24 protein-coding genes and 4 pseudogenes are annotated in these 26,930 nt (G+C 70.8%); 13 read left to right on the forward strand and 15 right to left on the reverse strand.

The genetic code is table 11. The features are described 5' to 3' along the window. Nucleotides 1–33 precede the first annotated feature (33 nt). The 3 genes from ACSYGN_RS35290 to ACSYGN_RS35300 form a co-directional block, all read right to left on the reverse strand. Entirely contained in the window at nt 34–321 is a 288-nt protein-coding gene (locus tag ACSYGN_RS35290; protein ID WP_460402976.1) for a hypothetical protein, read from the reverse strand. A 68-nt stretch (nt 322–389) separates the two neighbouring features. Next, the gene (locus ACSYGN_RS35295) at nt 390–1,577 is read right to left on the reverse strand and encodes a helix-turn-helix transcriptional regulator (RefSeq protein ID WP_460402978.1); all 1,188 of its coding nucleotides are present in this window, start codon (nt 1,575–1,577) and stop codon (nt 390–392) included. After that, entirely contained in the window at nt 1,577–3,043 is a 1,467-nt protein-coding gene (locus ACSYGN_RS35300) for an AAA family ATPase (RefSeq protein WP_460402980.1), read from the reverse strand. Before ACSYGN_RS35300 ends, ACSYGN_RS35295 begins: the two co-directional genes overlap by 1 nt. 259 nt (nt 3,044–3,302) lie before the next feature. Here ACSYGN_RS35300 and ACSYGN_RS35305 point away from each other — a divergent pair, with 259 nt between their 5' ends. Further along, complete coding sequence (locus ACSYGN_RS35305; protein WP_460402982.1) at nt 3,303–5,027, forward strand: MFS transporter; 1,725 nt, start codon at nt 3,303–3,305, stop codon at nt 5,025–5,027. Between the two features lie 258 nt (nt 5,028–5,285). Here the strand turns inward: ACSYGN_RS35305 and ACSYGN_RS35310 are convergent, their stop codons facing one another. Both ACSYGN_RS35310 and ACSYGN_RS35315 read right to left on the reverse strand, forming a co-directional pair. Next, nucleotides 5,286–5,633 carry a hypothetical protein gene (locus ACSYGN_RS35310; RefSeq protein ID WP_460402984.1) on the reverse strand — a complete coding sequence of 116 codons (348 nt, stop codon included), beginning with the start codon at nt 5,631–5,633 and terminating at the stop codon, nt 5,286–5,288. A 144-nt stretch (nt 5,634–5,777) separates the two neighbouring features. Beyond that, a pseudogene (locus tag ACSYGN_RS35315) lies at nt 5,778–6,581 on the reverse strand (ATP-binding cassette domain-containing protein); the annotation flags it as partial. A 482-nt stretch (nt 6,582–7,063) separates the two neighbouring features. Between ACSYGN_RS35315 and ACSYGN_RS35320 the strand changes: the two are divergent. Further along, complete coding sequence (locus ACSYGN_RS35320) at nt 7,064–8,035, forward strand: IclR family transcriptional regulator domain-containing protein (protein WP_460402986.1); 972 nt, start codon at nt 7,064–7,066, stop codon at nt 8,033–8,035. Nucleotides 8,036–8,038: 3 nt separating this feature from the next. On the opposite strand, the gene ACSYGN_RS35325 is transcribed toward ACSYGN_RS35320, so the two are convergent. Further along, a complete protein-coding gene (locus tag ACSYGN_RS35325) occupies nt 8,039–8,830 on the reverse strand; it encodes an IclR family transcriptional regulator (RefSeq protein WP_460402988.1) in 792 nt (263 codons plus the stop codon). 281 nt (nt 8,831–9,111) lie between these two features. Here ACSYGN_RS35325 and ACSYGN_RS35330 point away from each other — a divergent pair, with 281 nt between their 5' ends. Continuing rightward, complete coding sequence (locus tag ACSYGN_RS35330) at nt 9,112–10,002, forward strand: amino acid ABC transporter ATP-binding protein (protein ID WP_460403933.1); 891 nt, start codon at nt 9,112–9,114, stop codon at nt 10,000–10,002. 6 nt (nt 10,003–10,008) lie between these two features. After that, nucleotides 10,009–11,001 carry an L-histidine N(alpha)-methyltransferase gene (gene egtD, locus ACSYGN_RS35335; RefSeq protein WP_460402990.1) on the forward strand — a complete coding sequence of 331 codons (993 nt, stop codon included), beginning with the start codon at nt 10,009–10,011 and terminating at the stop codon, nt 10,999–11,001. A 175-nt stretch (nt 11,002–11,176) separates the two neighbouring features. Here the strand turns inward: egtD and ACSYGN_RS35340 are convergent, their stop codons facing one another. After that, complete coding sequence (locus ACSYGN_RS35340) at nt 11,177–11,992, reverse strand: AAA family ATPase (protein ID WP_460402992.1); 816 nt, start codon at nt 11,990–11,992, stop codon at nt 11,177–11,179. Nucleotides 11,993–12,238: 246 nt separating this feature from the next. Here ACSYGN_RS35340 and ACSYGN_RS35345 point away from each other — a divergent pair, with 246 nt between their 5' ends. Next, nucleotides 12,239–12,751: a hypothetical protein gene (locus tag ACSYGN_RS35345; RefSeq protein WP_460402994.1), complete on the forward strand. Its 513-nt coding sequence runs from the start codon at nt 12,239–12,241 to the stop codon at nt 12,749–12,751. A gap of 265 nt (nt 12,752–13,016) precedes the next feature. Here the strand turns inward: ACSYGN_RS35345 and ACSYGN_RS35350 are convergent. From ACSYGN_RS35350 to ACSYGN_RS35370, 5 genes and pseudogenes are all read right to left on the reverse strand, one after another. After that, a pseudogene (locus ACSYGN_RS35350) lies at nt 13,017–14,058 on the reverse strand (isopenicillin N synthase family dioxygenase). A gap of 194 nt (nt 14,059–14,252) precedes the next feature. Then, entirely contained in the window at nt 14,253–15,143 is an 891-nt protein-coding gene (gene mmuM / locus ACSYGN_RS35355) for a homocysteine S-methyltransferase (RefSeq protein WP_460402996.1), read from the reverse strand. 26 nt (nt 15,144–15,169) lie between these two features. Then, on the reverse strand, nt 15,170–15,919 hold the full coding sequence (locus ACSYGN_RS35360; RefSeq protein WP_460403935.1) for an amino acid ABC transporter ATP-binding protein: 750 nt from the start codon (nt 15,917–15,919) through the stop codon (nt 15,170–15,172). Further along, entirely contained in the window at nt 15,919–16,746 is an 828-nt protein-coding gene (locus tag ACSYGN_RS35365; protein WP_460402998.1) for an amino acid ABC transporter permease, read from the reverse strand. The genes ACSYGN_RS35360 and ACSYGN_RS35365 overlap by 1 nt, the downstream gene beginning before the upstream one ends. Next, a complete protein-coding gene (locus tag ACSYGN_RS35370; RefSeq protein WP_460403000.1) occupies nt 16,746–17,648 on the reverse strand; it encodes an ABC transporter substrate-binding protein in 903 nt (300 codons plus the stop codon). The genes ACSYGN_RS35365 and ACSYGN_RS35370 overlap by 1 nt, the downstream gene beginning before the upstream one ends. 461 nt (nt 17,649–18,109) lie before the next feature. On the opposite strand from ACSYGN_RS35370, the gene ACSYGN_RS35375 reads away from it, so the two are divergent. The 3 genes and pseudogenes from ACSYGN_RS35375 to ACSYGN_RS35385 all read left to right on the forward strand — a co-directional run bounded on the left by ACSYGN_RS35375 (nt 18,110) and on the right by ACSYGN_RS35385 (nt 19,901). Continuing rightward, entirely contained in the window at nt 18,110–18,580 is a 471-nt protein-coding gene (locus ACSYGN_RS35375; protein WP_460403937.1) for a PP2C family protein-serine/threonine phosphatase, read from the forward strand. Between the two features lie 590 nt (nt 18,581–19,170). Then, nucleotides 19,171–19,575, forward strand: a pseudogene (locus ACSYGN_RS35380) (helix-turn-helix domain-containing protein); the annotation flags it as partial. A 20-nt stretch (nt 19,576–19,595) separates the two neighbouring features. Continuing rightward, nucleotides 19,596–19,901, forward strand: coding sequence for a hypothetical protein (locus ACSYGN_RS35385; protein ID WP_460403002.1), 306 nt, complete (start codon nt 19,596–19,598; stop codon nt 19,899–19,901). Between the two features lie 105 nt (nt 19,902–20,006). On the opposite strand, the gene ACSYGN_RS35390 is transcribed toward ACSYGN_RS35385, so the two are convergent. Continuing rightward, nucleotides 20,007–20,402 carry a winged helix-turn-helix transcriptional regulator gene (locus ACSYGN_RS35390; protein ID WP_460403939.1) on the reverse strand — a complete coding sequence of 132 codons (396 nt, stop codon included), beginning with the start codon at nt 20,400–20,402 and terminating at the stop codon, nt 20,007–20,009. A 61-nt stretch (nt 20,403–20,463) separates the two neighbouring features. Here ACSYGN_RS35390 and ACSYGN_RS35395 point away from each other — a divergent pair, with 61 nt between their 5' ends. Further along, nucleotides 20,464–21,162: an alpha/beta fold hydrolase gene (locus tag ACSYGN_RS35395; protein WP_460403004.1), complete on the forward strand. Its 699-nt coding sequence runs from the start codon at nt 20,464–20,466 to the stop codon at nt 21,160–21,162. A 34-nt stretch (nt 21,163–21,196) separates the two neighbouring features. Next, nucleotides 21,197–22,318: an IS5 family transposase gene (locus tag ACSYGN_RS35400; protein ID WP_460403006.1), complete on the forward strand. Its 1,122-nt coding sequence runs from the start codon at nt 21,197–21,199 to the stop codon at nt 22,316–22,318. A 41-nt stretch (nt 22,319–22,359) separates the two neighbouring features. Here ACSYGN_RS35400 and ACSYGN_RS35405 read toward each other — a convergent pair. Both ACSYGN_RS35405 and ACSYGN_RS35410 read right to left on the reverse strand, forming a co-directional pair. Beyond that, nucleotides 22,360–22,542: pseudogene (locus ACSYGN_RS35405) on the reverse strand (transposase); the annotation flags it as partial. A 125-nt stretch (nt 22,543–22,667) separates the two neighbouring features. Then, entirely contained in the window at nt 22,668–23,648 is a 981-nt protein-coding gene (locus tag ACSYGN_RS35410) for an aminotransferase class IV family protein (protein WP_460403008.1), read from the reverse strand. A gap of 189 nt (nt 23,649–23,837) precedes the next feature. Here ACSYGN_RS35410 and egtA point away from each other — a divergent pair, with 189 nt between their 5' ends. Genes egtA through ACSYGN_RS35425 form a run of 3 tightly spaced genes read left to right on the forward strand, consistent with a single transcriptional unit; the run spans nt 23,838 to nt 26,681 of the window. Next, complete coding sequence (gene egtA / locus ACSYGN_RS35415; protein WP_460403010.1) at nt 23,838–25,100, forward strand: ergothioneine biosynthesis glutamate--cysteine ligase EgtA; 1,263 nt, start codon at nt 23,838–23,840, stop codon at nt 25,098–25,100. Nucleotides 25,101–25,140: 40 nt separating this feature from the next. Next, nucleotides 25,141–25,470: a hypothetical protein gene (locus ACSYGN_RS35420; protein WP_460403012.1), complete on the forward strand. Its 330-nt coding sequence runs from the start codon at nt 25,141–25,143 to the stop codon at nt 25,468–25,470. After that, nucleotides 25,470–26,681 (forward strand): S8 family peptidase, encoded by a 1,212-nt coding sequence (locus ACSYGN_RS35425; RefSeq protein WP_460403014.1) that lies wholly within the window; start codon nt 25,470–25,472, stop codon nt 26,679–26,681. Before ACSYGN_RS35420 ends, ACSYGN_RS35425 begins: the two co-directional genes overlap by 1 nt. Nucleotides 26,682–26,930: the final 249 nt, after the last annotated feature.

Genomic DNA, 26,930 nt, shown 5'->3' on the forward strand with positions numbered 1-26,930 from the left:
CGCAGGCAGTGCGCCGGGCCGATCACGCCTGGGTCAGCTGGCGCCGGTCCCGGGCGCTGCGTCGGGAGGGCCGTCAGCGTGAGCCGCGGTGACCTGGTTCTGATGAGGTGCGTTCTGGGTGAGCTTTCGGATCTCGAGGAGGTCCAGGCCGAGCGCCTCGATCTCGGCCAGCACGCCGTACAGCGCCGATCGGTCCAGCAGGCCGGTGAGCACGGTGTGTCCGCCGTGCTGCTGCGGCGCCAGGGCTGGGAACGCCGACAGCACGGTGGCGCCGAGGTGTCCCTTGATCCGGATCAGGTACGGGACGGGTGCCGAGTCCATGACGTCATGGTCACGGGCGGGAAGGTGACCCCGCATCACCGGGATCCGGTGACCTGCACCGGGGCTGGCTAGCGCGTATGGCGAGGGGCCAGCAGTCGGAGTTCCCGGGCGCGCTGCACGGCCGAGGACCGGTCACGGACCTGGAGCTTGGCGTAGATGCTGCGCAGGTGCGTGCTGACGGTGTTCAGCGAGACGGACAGTTCGCCGGCGATCTCAGGCCGGGACAGGTTCGTCGGCAGATATCGCAGTACCCTGAGCTCGCCCGGGCTGAGCTCCTCAGCCGGCGGCAACGCGGACTGCTCGGTGGCCGCCGGGGATGAGCCGTGCAGGACATCCAGGATGTCGGCGAGCAGCGCGCCATGCGCTGTCTGGTGCCGGGGCAGTTCCTCCAGCAACTCTCGGGAGCCCGTCATGGCGAATGGCAGGACCAGCCGGTCGGACTCCGCCAGGGCCAGCGCGCGTTCCGCCGCCTGGTTCGCCGCGCGCTGGTCACCGAGCTCACGATGGGCGAGCCCGGCGAGCAGGTGCGCCTCGACGACCGTGACGTAACCGAGGACTGGCGCCGTGTCATTGAGAACCTCGTGCAACGCGTCCAGGGCCCCGGTCGGATCGCCTTCCGCGAGGCAGATCACCGCGCGGGCGTTACGGATCTCACCGGAGCCGGCGCGCTCGTCGTCGAGCGCCGCGAGGCGGGCGCGGGCTTCGCCGGTCAGCCCGAGGCGGGCTTGCGTGGCGAGCTGCCAGCCGGTCATCTGGCTCGCCAGCGCCTGCGATCCCTGCAGGCGCGATGCCAGATGTTCGGCCGCGCCGAACTCCTTGAGTGCCTCGTGGTGGCGGCCGCGAGCGGCGTGCAGGATCCCGGCCGTCTGGTGCAGCAGCAGCCTGATGTCCGGCCCGGTGTCTGTTCGCAGAGCCCGTTCGGTGCGCCGCAACCATCGCTCGCCATGGTCGAACTCACCAAGGAACACCATCGTGCCGGCGAGCGTCATCAGCGCGGGTACGATCACCGGTTCCGTGCCCCAGCCGTACCGTTCGGCGAGTTCTATCGCCTCGCGGCACCGGCGCTGGGTGGTGGCGAACGAATCGATCTCCGGCATGGCGGCACCAAGGAAGATGTACGCGAAGGCGACCTGCGCGAGGCAGCCGACCTCCAGGTACGGCCGGCCGATCTCCCGGGCCAGTACGGCGCCCTCCTCGAGGTGGCGTACGGCGTCCGGCAGCCCCAGCGACCACGCCTCGGCCGTCCCCAGATTCATCAGCGCCACCGCGCGCAGGTCGCTGTCCAGGGCGATGTCCTGGTCGGACTGCCCGGATACGGGGAGTCGAGGAACCGGACGTGCTCGACGACTCCGGCCAGGTGACCTCGGCGTCTGGCCAGCGACAGCTGCAGCGACGCGATCGCCACCCCGAGGCGGCGTCGGCGCTCCGGCGTCGTCGTCGCGGCGTACGACTCGGCGACCGCCAGATGCGCGGCCGCCTCGTCCAGGCGCCCCTGGACCAGGTCACCCGTCGCGCGCACCAGGGCCAGCTCGGGGCGGTCCTCGCCCGGCGGAAAGGCCCGCACCAGCGCCTGCATGGTCTGCGCCTGCCCGTCGAGCGTCAGGCTGAAAGCGTGGTCGGCCAGCAGCCGGGCCGCGTCAGCCCAGTCGCCGGCCGCCTGGGTGTGCCGGACGGCCTCGGCCACCTGGCCCCGCAAGGTGAACCATCCGGCGGCACGCCGGTGAAGCACGGGTACCTCTTGGGGCAGCGTCCGGCGCAACTCCAGCCGCAGAAGATCCGCGAACAGGTGGTGGTAGCGGAACCAGGTGCGCTCGGGGTCGAGCGACTCGACGAACGCGTTCGCGTCCTCGAGACTCAGCAGCATCTGTTCCGAGCCCGCGCGGCCGGTCAGCAGGTCGGCCAGCTCGCCGTTGACCCGGTCCAGCAGGGAGGTGCGCAGCAGCAGATCCTGGACGTCGGGCGGTCGGCGTTCGAGCATCTCGGCGATCAGGTACTCGGCCACCGTGCGGTCGCTGCCGGAGAACTCCGCGACGAACCGCTCGGGGTCGGGATGGCCGGCCAGGGAGATCGCCGCCAGCCGCAGGCCCGCGGCCCATCCTTCGGTCCGTTGGTACAGCAGCGCCGCTCCGGAGTCGGAGAGCGCGATGCCCGAGGCGTCGAGCAGTTCGCGGGTCTCGCGCTCGGAGAAACGCAGGTCCGCCGCGCGGATCTCGGAGAGCTCGCCCGTCAGGCGCAGCCGGTGCAGCCGCAGCCGGACATCATGGCGCATGGTCAGTATCGCGTGCGCCCGCGGGGGAAGGCTGGTCAGCAGCCGGGTGAGCTGAGCAGGGGCCTCTGGCGCGACCAACTCATGGAGATCGTCGATGACGAGCGTGACGCCACCCGGGGCGTCGGCGAGATCCGACAGCATTCGGTCGACCATCGCAGACGCGTTGAAGTCGGGTGTCGCTGCCGGCAGTGCTGTGTCACCGTCCGCGCCGGTGGCGTGACGGACCGCGCCGAGCAGGGCCAGCCAGAACTGCTGGGCGTCCTGCTGGCTGCGCGGCACCTGCACGATGGCAAGCCGACGTGGCTCACCCCGCCGGTTGGCCCAGGCGCGCAGCAGCGATGTCTTCCCGCTGCCGGCCGGAGCCGAGATCACCGTCACCTTGCCCGCCGCTGCGCGATCCAGCGCAGCGACGAGATCATCCCGGTCGATCAGCCGGGGAGCTGCTGGAGGCACCGTTGAAGGCCCGCCTTGCTATCCACGCCCGACACCCTGGCGCCGGTCACCCAGCCCCGGCACCTTTCCCGTCGGGACCAGGCTAGCGCGCCACTGACGACTGCGCGCGAAGCCCGGATCAGCCCACGCCACGCTGACGCGTCCTCGCAATCACTGGGATCGGGTGACGGCAGCTCACCCGACCGGCGGCGAGGCTGGGCCCGTAGGCGAAAGCACGCACGGCCGCCAGGGACGTGCTCCGAGAGCCAGGGGAGATACCGTGACCTCGCCAGCCTCCGGCGCGGGCAGCGCCTCCGACCCGCCCACCACCCGGTCGGCACGTCCCCAGATCAGGCGTGCGGCCTCACCTTCCGCCCTGCCCGGTGCAGGGGGCCACCGCCTCGGCCTGGCGCTGCTGGTCATCGCCACCGCCCAGCTCATGGTCGTGCTCGACGCGACCATCGTGAACGTTGCCCTCCCGCACATCCAGCACGCGCTCGGCTTTTCCGGCAGCAGCCTGGAGTGGGTGGTGAACGCCTACGCGGTCACCTTCGGCGGCCTGCTCCTGCTCGGCGGCCGCGCCGGCGACATCCTCGGCCGACGGCGCGTGTTCGTCTTCGGGCTGCTCCTGTTCTCCGCGGCGTCGCTGTTCGGCGGGTTCGCCACCAGCCAGCCCTGGCTGCTCACCGCGAGGGCGGTCCAGGGAGTCGGCGGCGCGGTGATCGCACCGACCGCGCTGGCGCTGATCACCACCAACTTCCCCGAAGGCGGGGAACGCAACAGGGCGTTCGGCGTCTACGCGGCGATGGCCGGCGCCGGCAGCGCGGTGGGCCTGCTGCTGGGCGGCATCCTGACGACCTACGCGTCGTGGCGGTGGGTGCTGTTCGTCAATGTCCCGATCGGGATCCTGGTGGCGGCTCTGGCGCCGCGCGTACTATCCGAATCGCCCCGTCGGCCGGGCCGCATCGACGTGGCCGGCGCGATCACCGGCACCGGCGGCATCGCGCTGCTGGTCTACGGCCTGTCCAAGGCCGCCACGGGTCCCGACGGGGTATCGCATTGGGGTGACGCGCAGGTGCTGGCGTCGCTGGTCGCGTCCGTGCTGCTTCTCGTGTCGTTCGTGCTGGTGGAGAGGCGCAGCTCGCACCCGCTGCTGCCGATGCGGGTACTCGCCGACCGCAACAGGTCGGGTGCCTACCTGATCATGCTGTGCGTCGCCACCGGGCTCTTCGGCTTGTTCTTCTTCCTCACCCTGTTCATCCAGAACGTCCTCGGTTACAGCGCGATCCGGACGGGTATCGCGTACCTGGCGTTCGCCATCGGGGTCGTGGTCGCCTCCGCGCTGGCCTCGCAGCTGGTGCCGCGGTTCGGCTCACGGCCGCTGATCGTGGCCGGTACCGCCGCGGTCGCGGGCGGGATGTTCTGGTTCTCCCTGCTGACCGAGCACGCCGGCTACACCGGCCAACTGCTCGGCCCGATGCTCGTCAGCTCGCTCGGCCTCGGCCTGGTGTTCGTCCCGCTGGCCCTGGTCGCCCTGCACGACGTGGCCGAGCAGGACTCCGGTGTCGCCTCCAGCCTGCTCAACGCCGCTCAGCAGGTCGGCGGCGCAATCGGGCTCGCCCTTCTCGGCACAGTCGCCTGGACGACCGTCGCCAACAGCGTCCGGACCCAGGTCGCGCACGCGGCGACGGCCGCCGCACAGGCGGGCCGGCCGTTGCCGAAGCCGGGCACGCCCCCGCCTGCGTCCATCTACGACCACGCCCTGACGGTCGGCTTTTCCCGTGCGTTCGCGGTTGCCGCGGGGATCGGGCTGATCGGCCTGCTCATCGCGATCGCCACCATCCGGGTCCCGCGCCAGGAACTGTCCGGTGCCGTGCCCGCGCCGCCGGAGACGGCGCCGCAGCCCGCGGTCTCGCAGCCTGTGGCACAACCGCCCGTGACCGTGCAGCAGCAGGAAGACCTGGCCGCCCTCGCCGCGGCAGTCCGTCCCTGCCGACTCTGCTAGCCGACGCGTCGTCACCACCGAGGAGAAGAGCGCAGAGAAGTGTGCGGCTGCTGAGCGGCCGCGCACCCTTGTCGGTCGGCCCTGTTGTTCGGGCGCGGACGCCGACGCGACGAATACGAACACCGCCGCCAGTTTCGGCAGCTCAGCACTGCTGTCGTGCTCAACGGAGCAGGAACAGCGCGTCCTCAAGGTGCTCTTCGATCTGCTCGACAAGTTCCTCGCCGAACGGGAAGGCGGCGCCTCGGTCTTGATGGCCCCTCACCGAGGAGCGCTGGTGAGGTCGACCCAAAGCCAGGGTGCATGGTGCCATGAGCGCACTTCGCCGACGACCAGCTCGATGGTGCTGCCCGCCGCCGGGGGGTTCTGGGCAAGTTGGCGTACTCCGGGTTCGCTGCCGCGGCGGATGACGTCGAGTGACGCGCCGACCGGCTCGTATCCGTGGATCTTCGCAGTGAAGCCCCATGGGTGGTGGCTGGTGATCGTTGCTCGAACACGCTCACCAGGGCGGAGCTGGCTGAGCGGCCGATCAGGTTCTTCGAGCATGGATGCGAATCCCTTCTGCCGTGGACAACGCGCCTGGTCGGGCCAGACACCGATCGCGCTCATGCGTCTTAGAGATCCCGTCGAAGCCGCCGAATCTCCGCGACCAGGCGGGGGATGGCCTCGCGAGCGGCGGCGATGAACCGAGCATTCTGTCCGTGACCGGCGAGGTTGGCCCCGGCCTGCTGATGAAGAAACGCTCGCAGTGCTTCAGGCACTCGGAAGCGGAATTCGTTGCAGTGCCAGGCGAACCGGTAACTCGCTTCGGCGGGTGGTGCATGGGCCTCGCCGCTTGTCGGTGGTACCCGTCTCGACGATGCGGCCGGCCCGCATGACGGCGACCTCGTGCGCGATCTGGCGTACGACGGCCAGGTCGTGCGAGATGAACAGGTAGGCCACCTCGGTGTCGGCCTGGAGTTCGGCGAGCAGGTCGAGGACCTGGGCCTGGACGGAGACGTCGAGCGCGGACACCGGCTCGTCGCAGACCACCAGGTCGGGGGAGAGCGCCAGGGCGCGGGCGATCGCGACGCGCTGCCGCTGGCCGCCGGACAGTTCCGCCGGGCGGCGCTCCAGCGTCGACGTGGGCAGTGCCACCCGCTCGAGCAGTTCCCGGGCCCGGGCGAGCCGGGAGGCGCGGTCGCCGACCTTGAAGGCACGCAGCGGCTCGGTGATCACCTCGCCGATGGAGAACCTCGGGTCCAGCGAGGCGTAGGGGTTCTGGTAGACGAGCTGGGCCCGTCGGCGCAACTGCCTCGCCTGCGGCCCGCGAGCGGTCGTGACGTCGGTGCCGTCGAACAGGATGCGCCCCGCGGTGGGGTCGGTCAGGCGGAGCACCAGACGGGCGGTGGTGGACTTCCCGGAGCCGGACTCGCCCACCAGAGCCAGCGTGCGGCCCCGGTGGAGGGCGAAACTGACGCCGTCGACCGCGCGCACGCTGCGCGCCGAGCCCGCGGAGCGGGGGAGGCGGAACTCCTTGACCGCGCCCTGGACCTCGACCAACGGCGGCGCCGAAGGCGCCGCAGCCCCGCCCGAGCCGGCCGAATCCCAAAGGCGTAAGCGTGCGGCAAAACGGCGCGCGTCGCTACCGTTGACTCCGACTGTCATCGACGTGCCGGGCGCGGACCGGGCCGGGTGCAGCTCATGAGACGCGGCGGCCTTCACGGTCAGCACCGGGCGGTTGCTCCGCACGCTGCCCCGGCCGTGTCGTCGGTGTCGGCTGTCGCCGGGCGCGAGCCACGCCGGCACCACCACCCGCGTCGGCCTCGGCCAGGCCCTGCGCGGCCATCGCTTCGCCCACCGTCAGGACCCCACCACAGGCGCGGCCGCGCTCGTGGTCGATGAGGACTCGGCCCCGTTGCTGGTCTGCGCGGCTGGGCCGAGCGGCCGGATTCCAGACGCCGACCAGGCGCCTCCGTGGCAAGGCCAACTCCCGGACGACCCTTGTACTGGAGCGTCGGTTCGGAACCGGCCCGTCTGCTGCAGGCCATGTGCAGCTCGTGCTCGTTGTCGCACGGGATGCCGGTTCCCGGCCGGGCGTTTTCCGGTACGGGGTGGATCTGGGCGGGCTACGGGCGCGGCTGTGTCTGTCATGCCACCACCGCGGGCGCACCGGACCGTTCGGGCGGGAAGCGTTCGCCGTCGAGGCGATGATCCTGGTCGGCCGGGACCGGGGTGTGGGCCGCCCGCTGTGGTCAGCCCCGGCCGGTAGCATCCGGCGGATGGACGTGGTGATGGGGGCGCTGCCCCGAGGGCTCGCACTGGTGGAGCGTGTGGTCCGCGGGGAGCTCGACCCGCGCGGGGGGCCCGGTGTGGTCCGCCTTGCCGAGGAGAGCGGTCTGGACAAGGGCCAGACGTCGCGACTGCTGAGGGATCTCGTCGACTCCGGTGTGCTCGCCCGGGAGGACCACGAGTTCCGTGCCGGGGCGGAAATGCTGGCCGTCGCGGCCCAGGGCGGTCCGTGGGGAGTGCAAAGCAGGGCGCTGCTGCGGGAGTTGGTGGTCCGGTTCGGGGCGTGCGCGTACGTGGACGTGCTCTGTGGGGCGATGGTGCTCTCGGTACGGGCAGAGCTGGCCGCCTGGGCCGAGTTCGCCTGGGCGCGGGCGGGGCGGCTGACGCCGGTCTGGTGCACCGGGGCCGGGCGGGCGCTGCTGTTCGGCCACTCCCGGGAGGGGGTCGCCGAGTTGCTGGGCGACGAGGACTTCATCGGGGCCGGCGGTCCGTACGCACCCCGGTCGGTGGACGATCTGCTGGCGCGGGTCACCGCCGATGCCACGCACGGGGTCGCGGTGTGCGAGAGCGAGTACGACGAGGACGTACTGGAGGTCGCGGCGCCGGTGCGGGACCCGCGCGGAGCCGTCGTGGCGGCGGTCAGCGCGGTGGTACCGCATGCGGCGGCCAGGGACGACCGGGACGAGCTCGTCGCGGCGGTCGGCGACGCGGCCGCGCAGTTGGCGTCCCTGCTCGGCTGAGTCTCAGTCTCCGGAGCCCTGGCCTGCGTCCGAGTCCGCCGAGCGCAGAGCGGCGGTCAGCCACGCGCTCCAGCGGACGACCGACTCGGCGCAGGCCGTCGTGGCGGGTTCCAGCCGGCGGCGGGGGCCGACGACCTGGACGGCGGCGACGATTTCGCCCCGGAAGTCCCTGACCGGGGCGGCGAGTGAGTACAGGCCGGGCTCGGCCTCCTGGTCGACGATCGTGTACCCGCGCTGCCGGGCCGCGTCGAGGCGGGCCAGGAAGTCGGCCAGGTCGGCCGGGGTGTTGGGGCCGTGCCGGACGAAGGCCGTGCGGGCGAAGACGGCCTCTATCTCGGCGCGATCGGCGTCGAACAGCAGGGCCTGCCCGGCGTCACTGCAGTAGGCGGGATAGCCGCGGCCCACCCAGGACACGAACGAGGACAGGGCCGGCGGCATCGCCTCCAGGATCGTGACGGAGCTGGCGCCCCGCAGGACTCCCAGGTAGGCGCACTCCCCGGTGTCGGCGGCGACGCCCTCCAGTGCGGTGCGGCCATCCCGCCGCAGCCGTGCCTCCGTGACCTGCTGGGCCCGCGCGTACAGCTCCCAGGCGACGGAATAGCGGAGCGAGGCGGGGTCGCGGCGCAGGAACCGGGCGGCTTCCAGGCTGTGCAGGACGCGGGAGACATGACTGCGCTCCCGGCCCAGCAGGGCGGCGACCTCGGCGGCGGTATGTCCGCGCGGGTCCTGCGGCGGGTGTTCGGCGAAGAGGCGGAGTACGGCCAGGCCGCGTTTCAGGCTGCTGTCGGTGGTCATCGCGGGCCGAGCATAGCGCCGGTCCGCGGGCGCTCCCGTGCGGTCTGCCGCACGGTTCATTGCGGCGGCATGGCAGTCACATTGCAGCACGCGTGCAGGATGAGCAACTGGACTTGATGATTTCGCATCGCGTTTACGCTCCACTCAATCCACCGGAACGTCAGGCCCCTCAGGAGTCCCCGTTGTCCGCTCTGCGCCCGCTCGTACCTGGCCGTCACCACCCTCCTCAACATCGGCCAGCACTACCTCGAACGTCACTTCGCGAAGGGCAGCCGCCGATGATGGTCCAGGCCACCGGGGTCCGCAAGTCGTTCGCCGGACACGAAGTGCTACGCGGTGTCGGCCTGTCCGTGCCGCGCGCCTCGGTCACCTGCGTGATCGGCCCGTCCGGGTCCGGGAAGTCCACCTTCCTGCGGTGCGTCAACCACCTGGAGCGGCCCGACGGCGGCCGGATCCTGGTGGACGGTTCGCCGATCGGGTACGAGCCGCACGGACGCGGGCTGCGCGAGCTGCGCCGACGCGACCTCGCCCGGCAGCGCCGCCAGATCGGCATGGTCTTCCAGCGCTTCCACCTGTTCCCGCACCTGACGGCACTCGGCAACATCGTCGAGGGACCGGTCGGCGCCGGACGATCCCGGGCCGAGGCCACCGGCGAGGCGATGGCACTGCTGGACCGGGTCGGCCTCGCCGACCGGCGTGATGCCTACCCCGCCCAGTTGTCCGGCGGCCAGCAGCAGCGGGTCGCCATCGCCCGCGCCCTGGCGATGCAGCCGAAGCTGATGCTGTTCGACGAGCCGACCTCGGCGCTCGACCCGGAGGCCGGCTGGCTGCCGCTGCTCACCGCCCGCACACCGGCCACGGCCCTGGCGGCATGCGTCCTGTCCGGCCTGCTCATGGCCCCCCTGCTCAGCGCGGCCTACCAGTACACCTCCGCCCTCGCCCCGGCCCATTCCACGGAGGCCGCCGCCCTGCTGGTCGCGGCCCTCGACATCGGCTGCGCCGCGGGCACCGCGGCCGCCGGGTTCGCGCTGATGCCCGTCCTGCTGCCCGCCGGGCCGGCCGCCGCCTGCCTGGTCCTCCTGGCCGCCCGCACAGACCGGCGCCCGGCGGCAGCTCGCCGAGGCGGCCCCGCCGGCACGCTGATGTCCGCTCACCACCATGCCGGGAGATGACGCCCCATGCCCACACCCGCCGACACCGCCCTGCTGCCCGCCCGGTTCCACGCCGAGCTGCGCGCCGACGTCACGCGCGGACTGACCGTGTCACCGAAACGGCTGCCGCCCCGATGGCTGTACGACCCTCTCGGCAGCGAACTGTTCGAGCAGATCACGCGGTTGCCGGAGTACCCCTACACGCGCGCCGAGCGGGCGATCCTCACCCAGTGCGGCTCGGCCGTCGCCGACCTCACCGGCGCGCACACCCTCATCGAGCTCGGGTCCGGCTCCTCGGAGAAGACGCGGATCCTGCTGGACGCGCTGGGGGAGCACCACACGCGGCTCACCTACGCGCCCGTCGACGTCAGCACCAGCGCTCTGACGCAGGCCGTCGCGGCGCTCAGCGCCGACTACCCGGGCCTGGCCCTGGAGCCGCTCGTCGCGGATTTCACCACCGGCCTGGCACTGCCGCCCCTTCCCGGTCCCCGGCTGCTGGCTTTCCTGGGCGGCACGTTCGGCAACCTCCTGCCCGGTGAACGCGCCGTCTTCCTGCGTTCCCTGCGCTCCCGCCTCGACCCCGGCGACCATCTCCTGATCGGCGTCGGCCTGGTGAAGGATCCCGACCGCATCCGCGCCGCCTACGACGACGCGGCCGGGGTCACCGCCGCGTTCAACCTCAACGTCCTCACGATGATCAACCGGGAGCTCCAGGCCGATTTCGACCTCAGCGCCTTCGAGCATGTGGCGCTGTGGGACGCGGCCAACGAGTGGATCGAGACGCGGCTGAGATCCCGCCGAGAACAAACCGTCGCCCTGCACGGCCTCGGTCTGCAGGTGTCCTTCGCTCCCGGCGAGGACCTGCGCACCGAGATATCGGCGAAGTTCCGGCCGCGTCGGCTCGCCGAGGAAATGTCGCAAGCCGGCCTTCAGGTGAGCCACTGGTTCACCGACCCCGACCAGCTCTACGGCCTGGCCCTGGTGGCCCGCGACGACGAGCCGGCACCACCGGCCGGGTGACACCGGCGCCGCCCCGGGCCCACGCATGCCGACGGGACCAGGCCGCCCGGCGGAAACGCCGGGCACCGCGAACAGCCTCGCCTCCCGGTCACGGGGCTCCCCGGGCCGGGCACGCCCGCCCGCTCACGGCCCCGGCCGGCACCTGGGGGGTATTCCAGTCCTGCATAGGCGATGCTCAGAACGGTGATGGTGCGGGTCTGGTCGCGATCAGCAGCACGACGGCAAGGTCCCCGGAGGCCCACAGCCGCATCAGCCCGTCATCGACGTCCCCGTACGGGCGGGTGGCCGCCCGCTGCTCGTCAACCGCGGGAAGCCGAATCAGCCCGCCCTCGTCGGCGGCCTGGCAGATGTAGGGACTGTGACTGGAGACGATGAACTGGATATTGGGGAAGTGCTCCTGCAGCCAGTCGCCTATCTTGCGCTGCCAGGTCACGTGCAGGTGCGCGTCCACCTCGTCGATCAGCACCACACCCGGCTGAATGACCGAAATACCCCCGCTGGCAGTCGGACTGGTATGCAGATATCCGTAGACCCCATGAAGCTGCCGGACGATGTCCAGCATCAATGCCGCCACCGTCCGGTAGCCGTCGCTCATCTCCTTCAAAGGAAACCCCGGCCCCCTGCGGCCGCCCTCGACCACCCACAGACCGTCCGCCGTCACCCTCTGGATCTGATACCGGTCAGGCAGCAGCCCGTCCCGCAACAACTCCAGAACCTTCCCAAGCAGCGAACCTGCAACACCCTGCCCCGAATCCTCCTCGTACGCCCGCAGCCGCAGATCAATCAGCCACGCCACGCCCTCGGCCAGTGACGCATCCTCGTGGAAGAGCGTGGCCAGACGACCGCTCGGCCCCTGGTTCACCATCAGGCGCTGCGCCTCGCTCGACCCGCCGGTCAGCCGTCGGAAGGGCCCGTAGCCGGCGCAGAACCAGCCGATCGGGTTCTCGGCCCACGGCCCGCGGGGACCGCTCTTGCCCTTGCCGACCAGCATTTCCCTTACCGCCCGGTGGTGATGTCCATGCAGGCGATCATGCCAGTGGCCTCTGACACGGCCATGAAGACCTGTCATGCGGGCTCAGACGCAGCTCAGCATGCACGGCTGCTTTCCGGGTGCCTTCCAGAAGACCGACGAGCACGGCATCCCCTGGGTGTCGGCCACGGTCTCCTTCGTGGTGGGTGTGGGTTCTTCCCATCGGCTCCCAGCTGAGCCCGGCCGACGGGCTTCATCAACGCGGCCATGGTGCTGAGTGCCCTGCTGGCGGCCGTCCGTCTCCCAGTCCCGCGCAAGCACGCCCCCGCCTTGCCCCGCCCGTTCCGCCTGCGCGGCTCCGGGCTCTGGTGTCCGGCCGGTTTCCTCGGAGCTGCGGCGATGATCTACTGGGCCAGCTTCACAGCCCTGGTCAGCCTCGCCGTCGTGCTCTTCGCGGGCCTCGCTGCCTACCGCGCGCATTACATGCCCCACCGCGGCTGGATCGGGCGCCGGGCCGGTATGACGGTACGTGCCGTCTGCCTGGTGGCCTGGGGCTGCGAAGCGCCAAGGGCGGCGGTTCCTCGCGGACGGCGACAAGGCCGCGCCGGGCAGCCGGAGGTTCGCCTCGTAGTTCACAGCGAGCTGTGTGCTGGTGAGCTGCGAGCGCCGACCGGCGGCGAGGGTCGACTGCACACCGGCCACGGCTTCTGGCCGGTGTTCTTCCTGCCGGCCGCACCTCCCCTCTCCTACGCCGACGAGTCCGGCCGGGCCGCCCCCTGAAGCAGCTCATCTTCTCCGGAGGGATGCTGCTGGAACTGGCGGTGGCTCTGGTCGCGCCGAGCGAGAACGCGGCAGGCCGTCGCCCCCGAATCGGAGCGGGACACCAGCGGCCGACTCGCCGCGCCGGATGTTTCCGGTCCCGGTCCGAAGCCACGAGCAAGGGGCTGGACCTGCCGTACGAGCCGGCCGCCGGGCGGTGGCGTTTTGGATGATCATGAGGTGTCGAGTCCTTGATCACCGCGTCGGGAGACCGTGTCTGCTCGCACTACGACGGCCGCTTCTGATGGCCGCTCGCCCGCCGCCTCGATGACGGGTCGGCAGCGACTGTCGTGATCCTCAGGGCTGGGTGGTGTTTCCTCACGATCTCGGGGTGGGCGCGGGCCCATCCCTTGAGTTCGTTCCAACCGAACTCTGCGAACAACGGGTTGGCGGGGTCCTGGGTGACGCCTCTCGCGTCTGCCGCGTGGGGGAAGGGGAGCGGGGCGATGCGGGCGTCCAGCCGTGGGTTGTAGAAGAATGGGGCGGAGAAGCGTTCGCGCGCGCCGGGCGGGGAGACCACGCGGTGGTTGGTCGCCCTGAGGTAGCCGTTGGTCGCCACCTCCAGCAGTTCGCCCAGGTTCACCACGAACGCGCCCGCCAGGTAGGGCACGTCGATGAACCCGGCTCCGTCGGGCGACTCCACCTGCAGGCCGGGGACTTCGTCGGTGAGCAGCAGAGTGAGGAAGCCGTAGTCCTTGTGCATGCCCACTCCTTGTGCGTCCCCTTCGGGGGCTCGCCCCGGGTAGCGGACGAGTTTCAGGTGGTTGCGCGGGTTGCCCGAGAAGGCGTCGTCGTAGAAGTCCGCGGGGCCGCCGATCGCGGCGAGCAGTTCGTGCAGCAGCCGGTGAGCGGCTCCGCTGAGGCGGTCCATCCAGGCGAGCGCGACCTCGCGCAGCGCGGGCAGGGCGTCAGGCCATTGGTTCGGGCCCTCCAACCACCAGTACGGCGGCTCGCCGGGGCCGGGCACGTGGGCGGGCAGCTCGTTGCTGATGTCGAGTTGGTCGCGCCAGTCGCGGCGGCCCTGGGTCTGTTCGTTGCCGATCCGCGTGTAGCCGCGAAAGTGCGGGGAGTTGAGGTTGTCGACGGCGTGCCGTTCGGCATCGGGCAGGGCGAAAAACGCGCGCCGTGTCCAGCAGCCGGGTCCGCTCAGCAGGGGTGACGCCGTGGCCGACGAGCTGGAAGAAGCCGACGTCGCGGGCGGCCCGGTGGAGGGCGTCGTGGTCGGGGGCGGAGAGGTCGATCACCGGGAGGGAGGTGGGCTGCGGCATGGATGGCGTTCCTTGGTGCGCGGCGGGTACCGGGGGTGGGCGGATCAGGGGTCGTTGGTGCGACAGGCCAGCGTGGTGACGCGGAGCAGGCCCACGTGGCGGCGGCGGAGGAGCGAGGGCGCGCGGTAGGTCGTGGGCCGCCGTCCCGTGGGCAAGGCGCCTATGGGCAGCACGGGCGTGGCTCGGCTCGGCCTTCAGCGGACTTCGTTCAAAGGGCCCAGGCGTACGGCCAGTTCCTTGATCCCGGCGGGGCCCACCCGGCAGCAGCCGCCGACGAGCGCCGCGCCGGCGGCGGCCCAGGAGGGGGCCAGGTCCGCGATCTCGTCCTCCGCGCCCTGCCAGCTCCGGGCCTGCGGATCCCAGACGCCGCCACCGTTCGGGTAGGCGACGCCGGGCAGGCCGGTGACCTGGGCGAGGGCCGGGGCGGCCTCGGCGGGCGGGGCGCAGTTGACGCCTGTGGCGACGACCGCGGCGCTGCTCCGGGCCAGGGCGAAGGCCTCGGTCAGGGGCTGACCCGCACTCGTGGTCGTCCCACGGATGCTGTAGGAGAGCCAGGCCGGGAGGCCGAGGCCGTCAAGGGCGGTCAGCACGGCCTCGGCCTCCCGTATGTCGGGGATGGTCTCGACGGCGAAGACGTCGGGGCCCGCCTCGGCCAGCGCCTCCAACCGGGGGCGGTGAAAGCGCGTCAGCTCGGCCACGGTGAGGCCGTAGTCGCCGCGGTACTCCGAGCCGTCGGCCAGCATCGCGCCGTAGGGGCCCACCGAGGCCGCCACCCAGCCTCTCCCGTCGGCGGCCTCGCGGGCCAGGGCCACACTGCGTCGCAGCAGCGTCGTGGTCTCGGCCCGGGAGATGCCCAGTTGAGCGAAGCCCTCGTAGGTGGCCTGGTAGCTCGCGGTGATGGCGACCTGCGCGCCCGCCTCGAAGTAGGCGCGGTGGACGGCCGTGATCGCCTCGGGGGCGTCGCGCAGCAGGCGGGCGGACCACAGCGCGCCGCCGAGGTCATGGCCCTGGGCCTCGAGTTCGTTGGACATGCCGCCGTCCAGGACGAGCGGTCCGGCGGCCAAGGCGTCACGGAAGGTCTTCACAGCGCCTCCTGTCTCAGCACTCCCGGTCACAGCACTCTCGTGACGAAGTCGCGGGTTCGCGGATGGTCCGGGGCGGTGAGGATCCGATCCGGCGGCCCGGCTTCCAGCACGCGGCCGTCGTCGAAGAAGACGACCTCGTCGGCGACCTCGCGGGCGAAGGCCAGTTCGTGGGTGACCACGAGCATCGTCATGCCGTCGGCGGCGAGGGCGCGCATGACGTCCAGGACCTCGCCGACGAGTTCCGGGTCGAGCGCCGAGGTCGGCTCGTCGAACAGCATCAGCTTCGGCTGCATCGCCAGGGCGCGGGCGATGGCGACCCGCTGCTGCTGGCCGCCGGACAACTGGGCGGGGTAGGCATCACGCCGGTCGGCGAGGCCGACCCGGTCCAGCAGTGCCATCGCCTCGCCGGTGGCCTCGGCCCGGGATCGTCCGGCGCCGACCGGTCCCTCGACGATGTTGCCGAGTGCCGTCAGGTGCGGGAACAGGTGGAAGCGCTGGAAGACCATGCCGATCTGGCGGCGCTGCCGGGCGAGGTCGCGTCGGCGCAGCTCGCGCAGCCCGCGTCCGTGCGGCTCGTACCCGATCGGCGAACCGTCCACCAGGATCCGGCCGCCGTCGGGCCGCTCCAGGTGGTTGACGCACCGCAGGAAGGTGGACTTCCCGGACCCGGACGGGCCGATCACGCAGGTGACCGAGGCGCGCGGCACGGACAGGCCGACACCGCGTAGCACTTCGTGTCCGGCGAACGACTTGCGGACCCCGGTGGCCTGGACCATCATCGGCGGCTGCCCTTCGCGAAGTGACGTTCGAGGTAGTGCTGGCCGATGTTGAGGAGGGTGGTGACGGCCAGGTACCAGATGCTGGCGACGATCAGGAGCGGGATCGTCTGGTAGGTGCGGGCGTACACGATCTGGACGGAGTACAGCAGTTCCGCGTAGGCCAGCACGCTCACCAGTGACGTCGTCTTGAGCATGGAGATGGTCTCGTTGCCGACCGGCGGGATGATCACCCGCATCGCCTGCGGCAGGATGATCCGGCGCAGCGTCCTGGCCCGGGACAGGCCCAGCGACTGAGCGGCCTCGGTCTGCCCGTGGTCGACGGAGACGATGCCGGCCCGGATGATCTCGGCGAGGTAGGCGGCCTCGTTGAGGCCGAGGCCGAGCAGGCCCGCCGCGTAGGTGGTGATGACGGAGTTCGCCGGGACGTCGCCGATCGCCGGCAGGAACGGCAGGTGCAGCGACAGCGTCGGGTACAGCGCGGAGATGAAACCCCAGAACAGCAGCTGGACCAGCAGCGGTGTGCCCCGGAAGAGCCAGATGTACAGCCAACTGACCGCGCGGGCCACGGTGTTGTCCGACAGGCGCATGAGTGCCAGCCCGACGCCCAGCACGAGCCCGATCGCCATGGCCGCTGCGGTGAGTTCGAGGGTGGCCAGCAGTCCGCTCAGCACGGTCCGGCTGAACAGCCACGCGCCGACCGTGCTCCAGTCGAAGCGCGGGTTGGTCAGCAGGGACCGCGCCAGGGCCGCGGCCAGGAGCACGACCACGACGGTCAGTACCCAGTGCCCCGGTCTGCGGCGGCGGAGTATCGGCAGCTCCTCCATCACGAGGCCGCGTTGATCTCGAAGGTGTCGAGCGCCCCGGACTCCAGGCCCCACTTGGCGAGTACGCGCTGGTAGCCGCCGGTCGTCCGGAGCTGCTCCAGGGCCGACTTCAGCAGGCCGGTCAGCGCGCTCTTCTTGGGGACCGCGATGCCGAAGGGCGCGTCGTCGTAGGAGGAGCCGGCGACCTCCAGTTTGCCGCCGGACTGCTTGGCGGCGTACGCGGCGACCGGGGAGTCGGCGAGGGCGGCGGCGGCACGGCCACTGGTGACGGCGAGGTTCACACCGGTGCCGTCCGGGAAGGTGCTGACCTTGATCGGCGTCCTGCAGCTCTTCTGCCGGGTCGGCAGGTCCACCAGCGCCTGGGTGGATCCCTTCGCGACGGCCACGGTCCGGCCGCACAACGCGTCGCCCACGGGCTTGAGCGCGTCGGGGTTGCCCGCCGGGACCAGCAGGGAGGTGCCGGCGTCGAAGTAGGTGACGAAGTCGACCACCTTCTCCCGCTCGGCGGTGTCCGTGAACGAGGAGATGCCGAGCTGGTACTTGCCCGCCTGCAGTCCCGGGATGATCGAGTCGAAGGGCACGTTGACGAAGGTGACCTTGACGCCGAGGACGGTGCCGAGCGCCTTGCCGAGGTCGGCCTCGGCGCCGATCACCGTCTTGTTGTCGGTGTCGAAGAAGTCCATGGGCGGGTAGCTGACGTCGCTGGCGACCGTGATGCCGCTCGACTTCAGCGCGGCCGGGACCTTGGCGGCGAGTGAGGGGTCCGCCGCGATCGCGGCGGTGGCGGTCGGGGAGGCGGACCGCGCGCCGGTCGAGTGGGCGGACGGCCCGGAGGGGTCGGCGCAGCCCGCCAGAAGCAGCGTCGCGGAGCCGAGAAGTACGAGCGGGCGCAGAGCGGACAAGGGGGACTCCTGAGGGGCCTGGCGTTCCGGTGGATTGAGTGGAGCGTAAAGCGCGATGCGAAATCATCAAGTCCAGTTGCTCATCCTGCACGTGTGCTGCAATGTGACTGCCATGCCGCCGCAATGAACCGTGCGGCAGCCCGCACGGGAGCGCCCGCGGACCGGCGCTATGCAGGGTCCACCAGTGACCACCGCTGCGGAAATGGTCTGGGCGTTCCTTCCCCCGCGCACCCTGGGCACCGACAAGGTCACCTCCACCGCCGCGCTGGAGCCCGCCTACGAAATCGGCGGGGACGCCTTCGACCACGGCCTAGACGACGGACGCCTGCACATGACCGTGGTCGACGCGATGGGCCACGACCTGGCGGCGGGGCTGGCCTCCGCCGTCGCCCTGGCCAGCTGCCGATGCCCGCCGCGCGAAAGGCACCCTGACCGACATCACCGACCGGATCGACGAAGACCTGCACCGGTGGCAGCCCGGCGGCCTGCTCACCGGCGTCTTCGCGCACCTGGACCTCGACACCGGGCAACTCTCCTGGGTCAACGCCGGCCACCCTCCGCCGCTCCTGATCCGCGCCCACCACGTCGTCCCGGGGGCGCTGGAAGCCCACAGCGAACTGCCGCTCGGCCTCGGCCCCGGCTACCAGCACTCCCGGACCGTGCACCAGGTCCAGCTGCAACCGGGCGACCGCGTCCTGCTCCACACCGACGGCGTCACCGAAGCCCGCTCGGCCACCGGCCAGCACTTCGGCGAGGACCAACTCGTCGACTTCATCACCCGCGCACTCGCCGCAGGCGAACCCGCCCCCGAAGCCCCGCGCCGCCTCATCCACGCCATCCTCGACCACCACCACGGCCAGTTGCAGGACGACGCCACCATCGTCCTGGCCGAGTGGCACCCGGTCACCGGCGACACCAGCCCGCCGCGGTGACCGATAGGCATGCAGTGGCGGTCAGCCGGTCGTCAGCCGCTTCAGAACGCGGCCGGACGCGCGTCCGGGTCTGCCACCACAGGATGAGCAGACGTATGGCGCCACTCGCCACTGCATTGAGTGGTGTGCATCGTGAAGTCGCAGGTCACGGGTCTGGTGTGAGTGGCGAGTGGGGTACTCGCGCCGGTCGGCGGCCGATGACCATGGCGTAGATCATCGGGCAGGTCCGGTTCCGGCGGGATGCCGGGTTCGGCTGCGCCCGCGATCTGCCCCGCCTACGATCCGTCAGCAGGTCTGCACGCCACGAGAGCGCGGGAGGCTGCAGGATGCAGGAGCGGCAGTGGATCACCGCTCGCCGGAGCGAACTGGACACCCTCGCAGAGCAGTTGACCAAAAGCTTCAGGAGATCCAGGTCGAGCGGGACGAACTGGCGGTCGCGGAGCGGGCGTTGAACCGCCTGGCCGGGCAGGTCCAGGCCGATGCCGCGGCTGTCGCTCCGGTAGCGGCGCAGGTGGCCGGGCGGGCGGTCCCAACGGTCTCACCGAGACGGTCTCACCGAGGGCCCTGACGGCCTTGTCTACACCGCCCGCCTGCCTCTGTCGAGCACTAGCCTGAACTACCTCGCCGACCTGATACGCGGCCACCTGAAGAAGACCGGTTCCCGGTGGCGGGCGCTGCCCGCCGGGAAGATCGCCACCATCGTGCTGGCGGTGCTGCGCTGTGACCAGCGGCCCGGCGACCTGGCCGGCGGGAACGGGGTGCACCGCACCACCGTGAGCCGGTGGACGCGCGAGGTCGTCGGCCTGCTGGCCGCCCGCGCCCCGCGCCTGGACCGGGCCCTGAAGAAGATCACCCGAAAGGGTGGCGGCGTGGTCCTGCTGGACGGCTCCCTGATACGGACCCGGCGTCGCACCGGCACGGCGAACCGGAAGAACTACTCCGGCAAGCGTAAATGCCACGGTCTGCTGGTGATCGCGCTCACCAACGACCGCGGCAGCTGTTCGTCTGGGTGGCGATGAAGCGGCTGAAGGACGCGCCCTGGCACCTCCAGGACGGCGGCTACCAGCCGCGCTCCAAGGCAGGCACGGCGTTCTTGGACGCGTGCCTGCTGGAGACCCACCTGGGGGCCGTCGACTTCTTCCAGGGCAAGGTCTTCAGCCTCGTGCCGGAGGGTGAGCTGACGACGCGGATCGAGGACGTCAAGGTTTATCTGACCTGTTCAAACGAGGCCAACAGGCTCCGGTCCGCGCGCGAGCGGTGGCCGGGGCACCCTGCCATCATGGCTGACTACCCCCGCTGTGGGACCAATTCGCCGCGTTGATTCCCGTCCGTAGCCTGATCCGCAAAGCCTGGGCCCTCTACCGGTGGGGCACCCGACCCACACGCCGCCCCTGATGACCACCCATGTGCGCGGCCTCTTACTCGTTTAGCGGTTGTCGTAGGCCGTGCGAGCGGCGTCGATGTGTGACAGGTGCGTGATGCTCCATTCGAGCAGCGGCGCGGTGGCCTCGCGCAGGCTCCGGCCCATCGCGGTCAGTTCGTAGCTGACGTGCGGCGGCATGACGTTTCGGACCGTGCGCGTCAGGATCCCGTCGCGTTCGAGGTCGCGCAGCGTCACGGTGAGCATGCGCTGGCTGATGCCGTCGATGGCCCGCTTGAGCTCGGTGAAGCGCAACGGCTCGTCCTTGAGTATGCGCACGATCAGCAGCGCCCACTTGTCCCCGACGATCCCGAGGACTTCACGGGCCTGGCACGGGTCCTGCACGGTTACCTCCTGAGAACCGGGGCACCGAAAAGTGCCGTATTGCCCGGGGAGTGTCATGGGGATCACGATGTTCGCGGTTACCAAAGAGTACCGAGGCGCGAGGAGGAACCACACGACCATGGCCACATTTCTACTGGTACACGGCGCCTGGCACAACGGGCGAAGCTGGGACCGGGTGGTCCCGCTGCTGGAGGCGGCCGGGCACCGGGCGCTCGCGCCGTCGCTGACCGGCTACGGCGACAAGGCACACCTGCTGAGCCCCAAGATCGGGCTCGGCACCCACATCGACGACGTCGCCGGCCTGATCGAAGACGAGCACCTCGACGACGTCGTGCTCGTCGGGCACAGCTACGCCGGGATGGTCATCTCCGGAGTCGCCAACCGGGTCCCGAAGCGGATCGCGCATCTGGTGTTCCTCGACGCGATGGTCCCCGAAGACGGCGACACCGCTGTCGACGTCCTCCCTGTCACCAAGCAGCTCATAGACCTCGCCGTGGACGGCTGGCGGGTTCCGCCGATGCCCGAGCAGCCGCCGCCGCTTGGCTTGTTCGGCGTCACCGATCCCGACGACCTCGCCTGGTTGCGCTCGATGCTGTCGGACCAGCCGGTGCGGTGCCTGCGGGAGCCAGTCCTGCTGGACGACCCGGCCGCGCGCACGATCCCGCGCACACACATCCACTGCCTCAAGGGCCAGCCGGCAGACATCACCCGGTGTCCCGTCCCGGCAGGCGAACGAGTACGCGAGCTGCCGACCGGCCACGACTGCATGATCACCATGCCCGTCGAGCTCACCGCGCTGCTGCTCGAGACGGCCTAGAGGCCGCACGCATGGGTGATCATCAGGAGTACCTGTGCCCGCGTTGCCATCATGGCTGACCACCCCGCTGTGGGACCAGTTCGCTGCGCTGATCGCCGCCCGACCAGTGGTCGATCCCGCGCACCCACTGGGGTGTCATCGGCGGCGGATCAGTGATCGGACCGTGTTCGACAAGCTCATCCAGGTGTTGCGGTTCGGCTGCTCCTACGAGGCGATCGCCGACACCACGTGCTCGGCGTCCACGATCCGCAACCGCCGCGACGAGTGGATCAAGGCCGGGCTGTTCGCCGCCCTCAAGCGGATCGCGCTGGACGCCTACGACCGCATCGTCGGCCTGATACTGGACCAGATCGCCGTGGACGGCTGTATTACCAAGGCCCCCGGCGGTGGCCAGTGCGCTGGTCCGTCCCCGGTCGACCGGCGCAAGCAGGGCATGAAACGGTCGTTGATGGTCGAGGGCCACGGCATCCCGCTGGGGCGCGTGCTGGCTGGCGCCAACCGGCACGACTCGCCACTGTTGGCTCCCACCCTGGACAAACTCGATGATCTCGGCCCGCTGCCCGCCGACATCACCGTGCACCTGGACTCCGGCTACGACTCCGGCAAGAACCGCACCGAGCTCGACGGGGCCGCGGTGGGCGCTCCCGCCGCACCAGCGGGACGACGGCGGACCCATCACGCCCAGCATCGTCGTCGTGGCGTTCCGGGACCTCGGCATCTCCGCACTGCGCCGCGCCATCGAGGAGATAGGCGACATGGGCGCGGCGATGCTCTCTCCGATCGTCATGGCGGGCTGCGGCGTCGAGCTGGACGTCACGCTGCCCTCGGGCGTCTCCACGGACGAGATCCAGAAGCGCCGCTGCAAGCTGGCCGAGAATCTCGAACAGCACGAGCACGAGGTGTCCATCACGATCACCAAGGCGGCCCGGACGGTCCGGCTGTGGATCGCAGACAGCGGCGCCCGCGACGAGCCGATCGGTCCGTCGCCGCTCGTCCTCGACGAGACGATCACTGCCGACTACTACACCGGGCGGGCCCCTGGGGGCAGCGCCTGCGCGGCGACGCCACCACCATCAGCCTCCACCAGCGACACGTCCTGTGCACCGGCCTGTCCAACCAGGGCAAGACCGCATCCCTGCGGGCGCTGGCGCTGTAGCTCGCCCTCGACGCCTCGGTGGAGTCCTGGGTCGGCGACCTCAACTCCCACTGGCAACCGGTCCGGCCCTGGTAGAGCAGCGCGTTGACGATCTCCCGCATCGCATACCGACCCTGATGGCCGCTGACCGAGGGATGCGCGGCCTTCCACGCAGCGATCACAGGCTCGACCAGCGCCCACTGCTCGTCGCTCACGTCGGTCTTGTACGGCTTGCGCTCGCTCACGGTACCCAGCCCAACATGCCCATGGCCGCCGACCGGCCGGGATGCCACACCGCCACACGTTCAGGTGACGACAAAACTCCTATGCACTCTCATACCGCCCTCTGACCAGCACGGTCCAGCAAGGCTTACACGGTTTGCCAGGGGTTGGTCTCGTAGCAGTTCACGAGCAGGTCCGTCACGTCGGGATCGACGGTCAACACCGCCTCATCGATGCTCGCGACCGGGACGGCCGGCGAGATGGAGTTCGATAGGAAGGCTGCGAGGGTCGGGGAGCCGGACGCCCAGGCTCCGAGGTCTCGGAGGTGGATCTCACGCCGCTCGGACGGGACGCCCTTGGCCGCCAGTCCTCGCTGCAGCAGCTGCATCGTGATTCCCGTCAGTACGGCGGCCTGAGGCCAGATGACCCGCTTGCCGTCGAAGAAACCGATGTTCGAAATCGAGGCCTCGCTGATCCGGCTGTTGCGATCGGTGAACAGCACGTCGTCGTACCCGGCGAGCACCGCCTGGCGCCGACGAAGGCTGAGTCCGAATGTCCCGGCGTGCTTGACGTGAGGTAGATCCCGCTCGTACTCCACTGTCCGCAACCGCACAGGTGAGGTCCGCGTCGCGACGGGAGGACTCGTCGTCACGGCCACGTCCGGCTCCACCTCCTCGCCGCGCAGGACGGCATCCTGGTGGCGGCTGAAGACGGTCACGCGGACCGTCACCGCGTCCGGGGAAGCCAGGAGTGCGTGCCGCACACAGGACCGCACCCGATCATCGTCCAGGCCCGATCCGAACAGCTCCCGCGTACTGTCGTCCAGCCGCTTCAGGTGCAGATCCAGTCCTCGGACCGCTCGACCCCGCACCTGCATCGAGGAGAAGTGCGAGTAGTTGGCCCGCGCGAGCACCTTCAGGTCTTCGATGTCCGCTTCGGCACCGTTGACTTCCACCCGGTCGATGACGACCCCTCCCTCACCAGTCCGGATTCGAGCTGCGCTTTCTGTACGTGACGTCGGCCAATGACTTTTGGCGCGTCTGCTCGGCGGACTGCAGTACTTCATGGCTGCGATCGGCTTGTGCGGCGCTCTCCTGCGCGGCGGCTCGCGCGTGTTCCAGTAGTTCATGCTGCTCCCTGTCCGCCTCCGCCGGTCCTGGCTGGGGCGGCCCGGAAGCTGCTGATCGTCCCTCGTACGGAAGGTGCGCCCTTGTCATGACAGGGCGGAACGGCGGAACCTTGGTCTGGACACATAACAGCGTTACACGTACCGGATGTTGGATCCCGAAGGTACTACGGTGGTTCAGGAGGTTCCCGGATGTCGATTTCACCGCAGTGCGGTGTCGATGGGCGCCCAGTCGTCACCGAACGCGAGGCGGAGGTGTTCGTCGAGGGAATCTGCTTCAAGACCGGTCCGCCCGGCACCGTCGGCGTGGAGGTCGAATGGCTCGTCCACGACCAGCAGGACCCGCACAGTTCCGTGGCCCCGGAGCGGCTGGAGGCGGCCTACGCCGAACTGCGTACGCTGCCGCTGACCTCGGCGTTCAGCCTTGAGCCCGGCGGGCAGCTGGAGTTGAGTTCCCGGCCCGCCCCGTCGCTCACCCGGTGCGTCTCGGAGGTCTCCGCCGATCTGGAGACGGTCCGTGCCGTGCTGGGCGGGCACGGCCTGAAACTGGTCGGCATGGGCATCGATCCCTGGCGTCAGCCGCGCCGGTTCCTGCGGGAACCGCGGTACGACGCCATGGAGGTCTCCCTCGACCGCACGGGTCCGGCCGGTCGCACCCTGATGTGCGCCTCCGCCTCCGTCCAGGTGTGTCTCGACGCCGGATACGAGGATCCCGGAGTCATGGGGTTCGCGCGCCGCTGGTGGCTGGCCCATCAGCTGGGCGCGGTCCTGGTCGCGGCGTTCGCCAACTCGCCCCTGATCGAGGGCCGGGCCACGGGCTGGCTGTCGACACGGCAGCTCATGTGGATGGAACTCGACCCGGGACGGGCCGGCGGGCCCTCCCTGGCCCATGACCCGCGCCGGGCGTGGGTCCGGCGGGTCCTCGACGCACCGGTCATGTGCGTACGCCGGGACGGCCCCTGGGAGGTGCCGGACGGCGTCACCTTCCGGGACTGGACCCGCTCGGCCACCATGCGCCCGCCGACCCACGCGGATCTCGAATATCACGTCACCACACTGTTCCCGCCGGTCAGGCCGCACGGTCACCTGGAGCTGCGCATGATCGACGCACAGCCCGGGGACGACGGATGGATCGTGCCGCTCGCCGTGGTCACAGCCCTGTTCGACGATCCGGCCGCCGCCACGCTGGCATACCGGGCCGTGGAGCCGCTGACCGGGCGGACGGCCGGAGCCCCGGCGCCGTACAACCCGCTGTGGTCGGACGCGGCGCACCACGGTCTGTCCGACCCGGATCTGCGGCGTGCCGCCATGACCTGCTTCGCCGCAGCGTTGGACGCCTTGCCCCGGCTCGGGGCGAGCACCGGGGTCGTGGCCGCCGTGGCCGCCTACTCCGACCGCTATGTCGACCGGGGCCGCTGCCCGGCGGACGACGTGCTCGAACGGCGGGGCGCATAGCCGGAGGGGTACGTCTGCACACCTCTCGCCAGGCGACCGTGTGTTTCAGCGTGTCACGGCTCGGGCGCTGGTGCGCGATGCCGGAACCGAGCAGGTGAAGACCGTCGCCGAGTTCGGCGACGACTCTGCCCCGGCCGACCGCCTCGCCCCGGCGGACTTCACGAACCCGCAACGCGGGGCGCGTTGTGTTGCCGCTGGGCAACGGCTGAATGTGCCAGCATGGCTTGTGCATGACACTTCCGGGTTTCCCTTGCCGCGTCGCACGCCGTCGGCGGATGGTCAACTCCACGGCACCGACCCGAGTGCCGCCACCGGTTCAGCGCGCGCCGTACCCCGCGGCGTGCGCCTGATCGAGGAGGACCATTCCTGATGGCAGCAACCCGCGGACTGAAGGGGCGGATCGCCGCGTTACTCGCGGTGACGGCCGCCACAGCGACCGTCGTCGGCACCCTCGCCGCGATACCCGCGCAGGCGGCGCCGGCCGAGGGCGTCGTGCTGGAGGCGAACTCCGCCACCGCCGTGCCCGGAAGCTACATCGTCACCCTCAACAGTGACGCCGGCTTCAAGGCGGGCGCCGCCGAGGGGAAGAACCTGATCTCCGAGTACGGCGGCAAGGTGAAGCAGACCTTCCGCTCCGCGCTCAACGGCTACACCGTGAGCCTCAGCGCCGGTCAGGCCCGCCGGCTGGCCGCCGACCCCGACGTCGCCTCCGTCGAGCAGGACCAGGTGGTCCACACGCTCGGCACCCAGAACTCCGCGCCGTGGGGCTTGGACCGCATCGACCAGACCAGCCTCCCGCTGAGCGGCACCTACACCTACCCGGACACCGCCGGCAACGGGGCGACCATCTACGTCCTCGACACCGGCGTGCGCATCACCCACCAGGACATCGCCGGCCGCGCCTCCTACGGCTGGGACTTCGTCGACAACGACGCCACCGCCCAGGACGGCTACGGGCACGGCACCTTCGTCGCCACCGTCGCGGCCGGCACCACCTACGGCGTGGCCAAGAAGGCGAAGGTCGTCGCGGTGCGGGTGCTCGGAAACGACGGCTCGGGCACGACCTCCGGGGTCATCGCCGGCGTCGACTGGATCACCGCCAACCATGTCGCCGACTCCGTCGCCAACGTTTCCCTCGGCGGCAGCGCCAGCACCACGCTCGACACCGCGGTGAAGAACTCCATCGCCTCCGGGGTCACCTACTCCATCGCCGCGGGCAACTCCGGTGCCCTGGCGTCGGCCTACTCCCCGGCCCGGGTCGCCACCGCGATCACCGTCGGCGCGACCACCAGCTCGGACGCGCGGGCTGGCTACTCCAACTACGGCTCGACCGTGGACCTCTTCGCCCCCGGCTCCGCCATCACGGCGGCCTGGAACTCGTCCGACACCGCCACCTACACCGGCAACGGGACGTCCTTCGCAGCCCCGCACGTCTCCGGCGCGGCGGCTCTCTACCTGACGGCCCACCCCGGCTCCTCCCCGGCGGCCGTCGCCTCCGCCCTGGTCAACGGGGCCACCAGCGGCGTCCTCACCGGTATCGGCACGGGCTCCCCGAACAAGCTGCTGAAACTCGTCCCCTGACCCTTCCACGGCACGACCCGGTAGGCGCCCTCTCGACCTCGGCGCCTTCCGGGTGACGGCCTCCTCGGAAATCCGAGGGGGCCGGCCGTCTGCCCGGCTGCACCCCGGGCGGATGCGTCGTCACCCTCCACAGCCGGCCGGGGGACGGCGACGCCCCGCGTCCCGGTCGGGGCAACCCCGAAGGACCGCGATCGCGACGCGGTCGGGCGTGAACACCCCGCGCAACTCCGGGCCGGTAAAACCCTCGTA

Source organism: Streptomyces sp. YIM S03343, assembly GCF_054729195.1.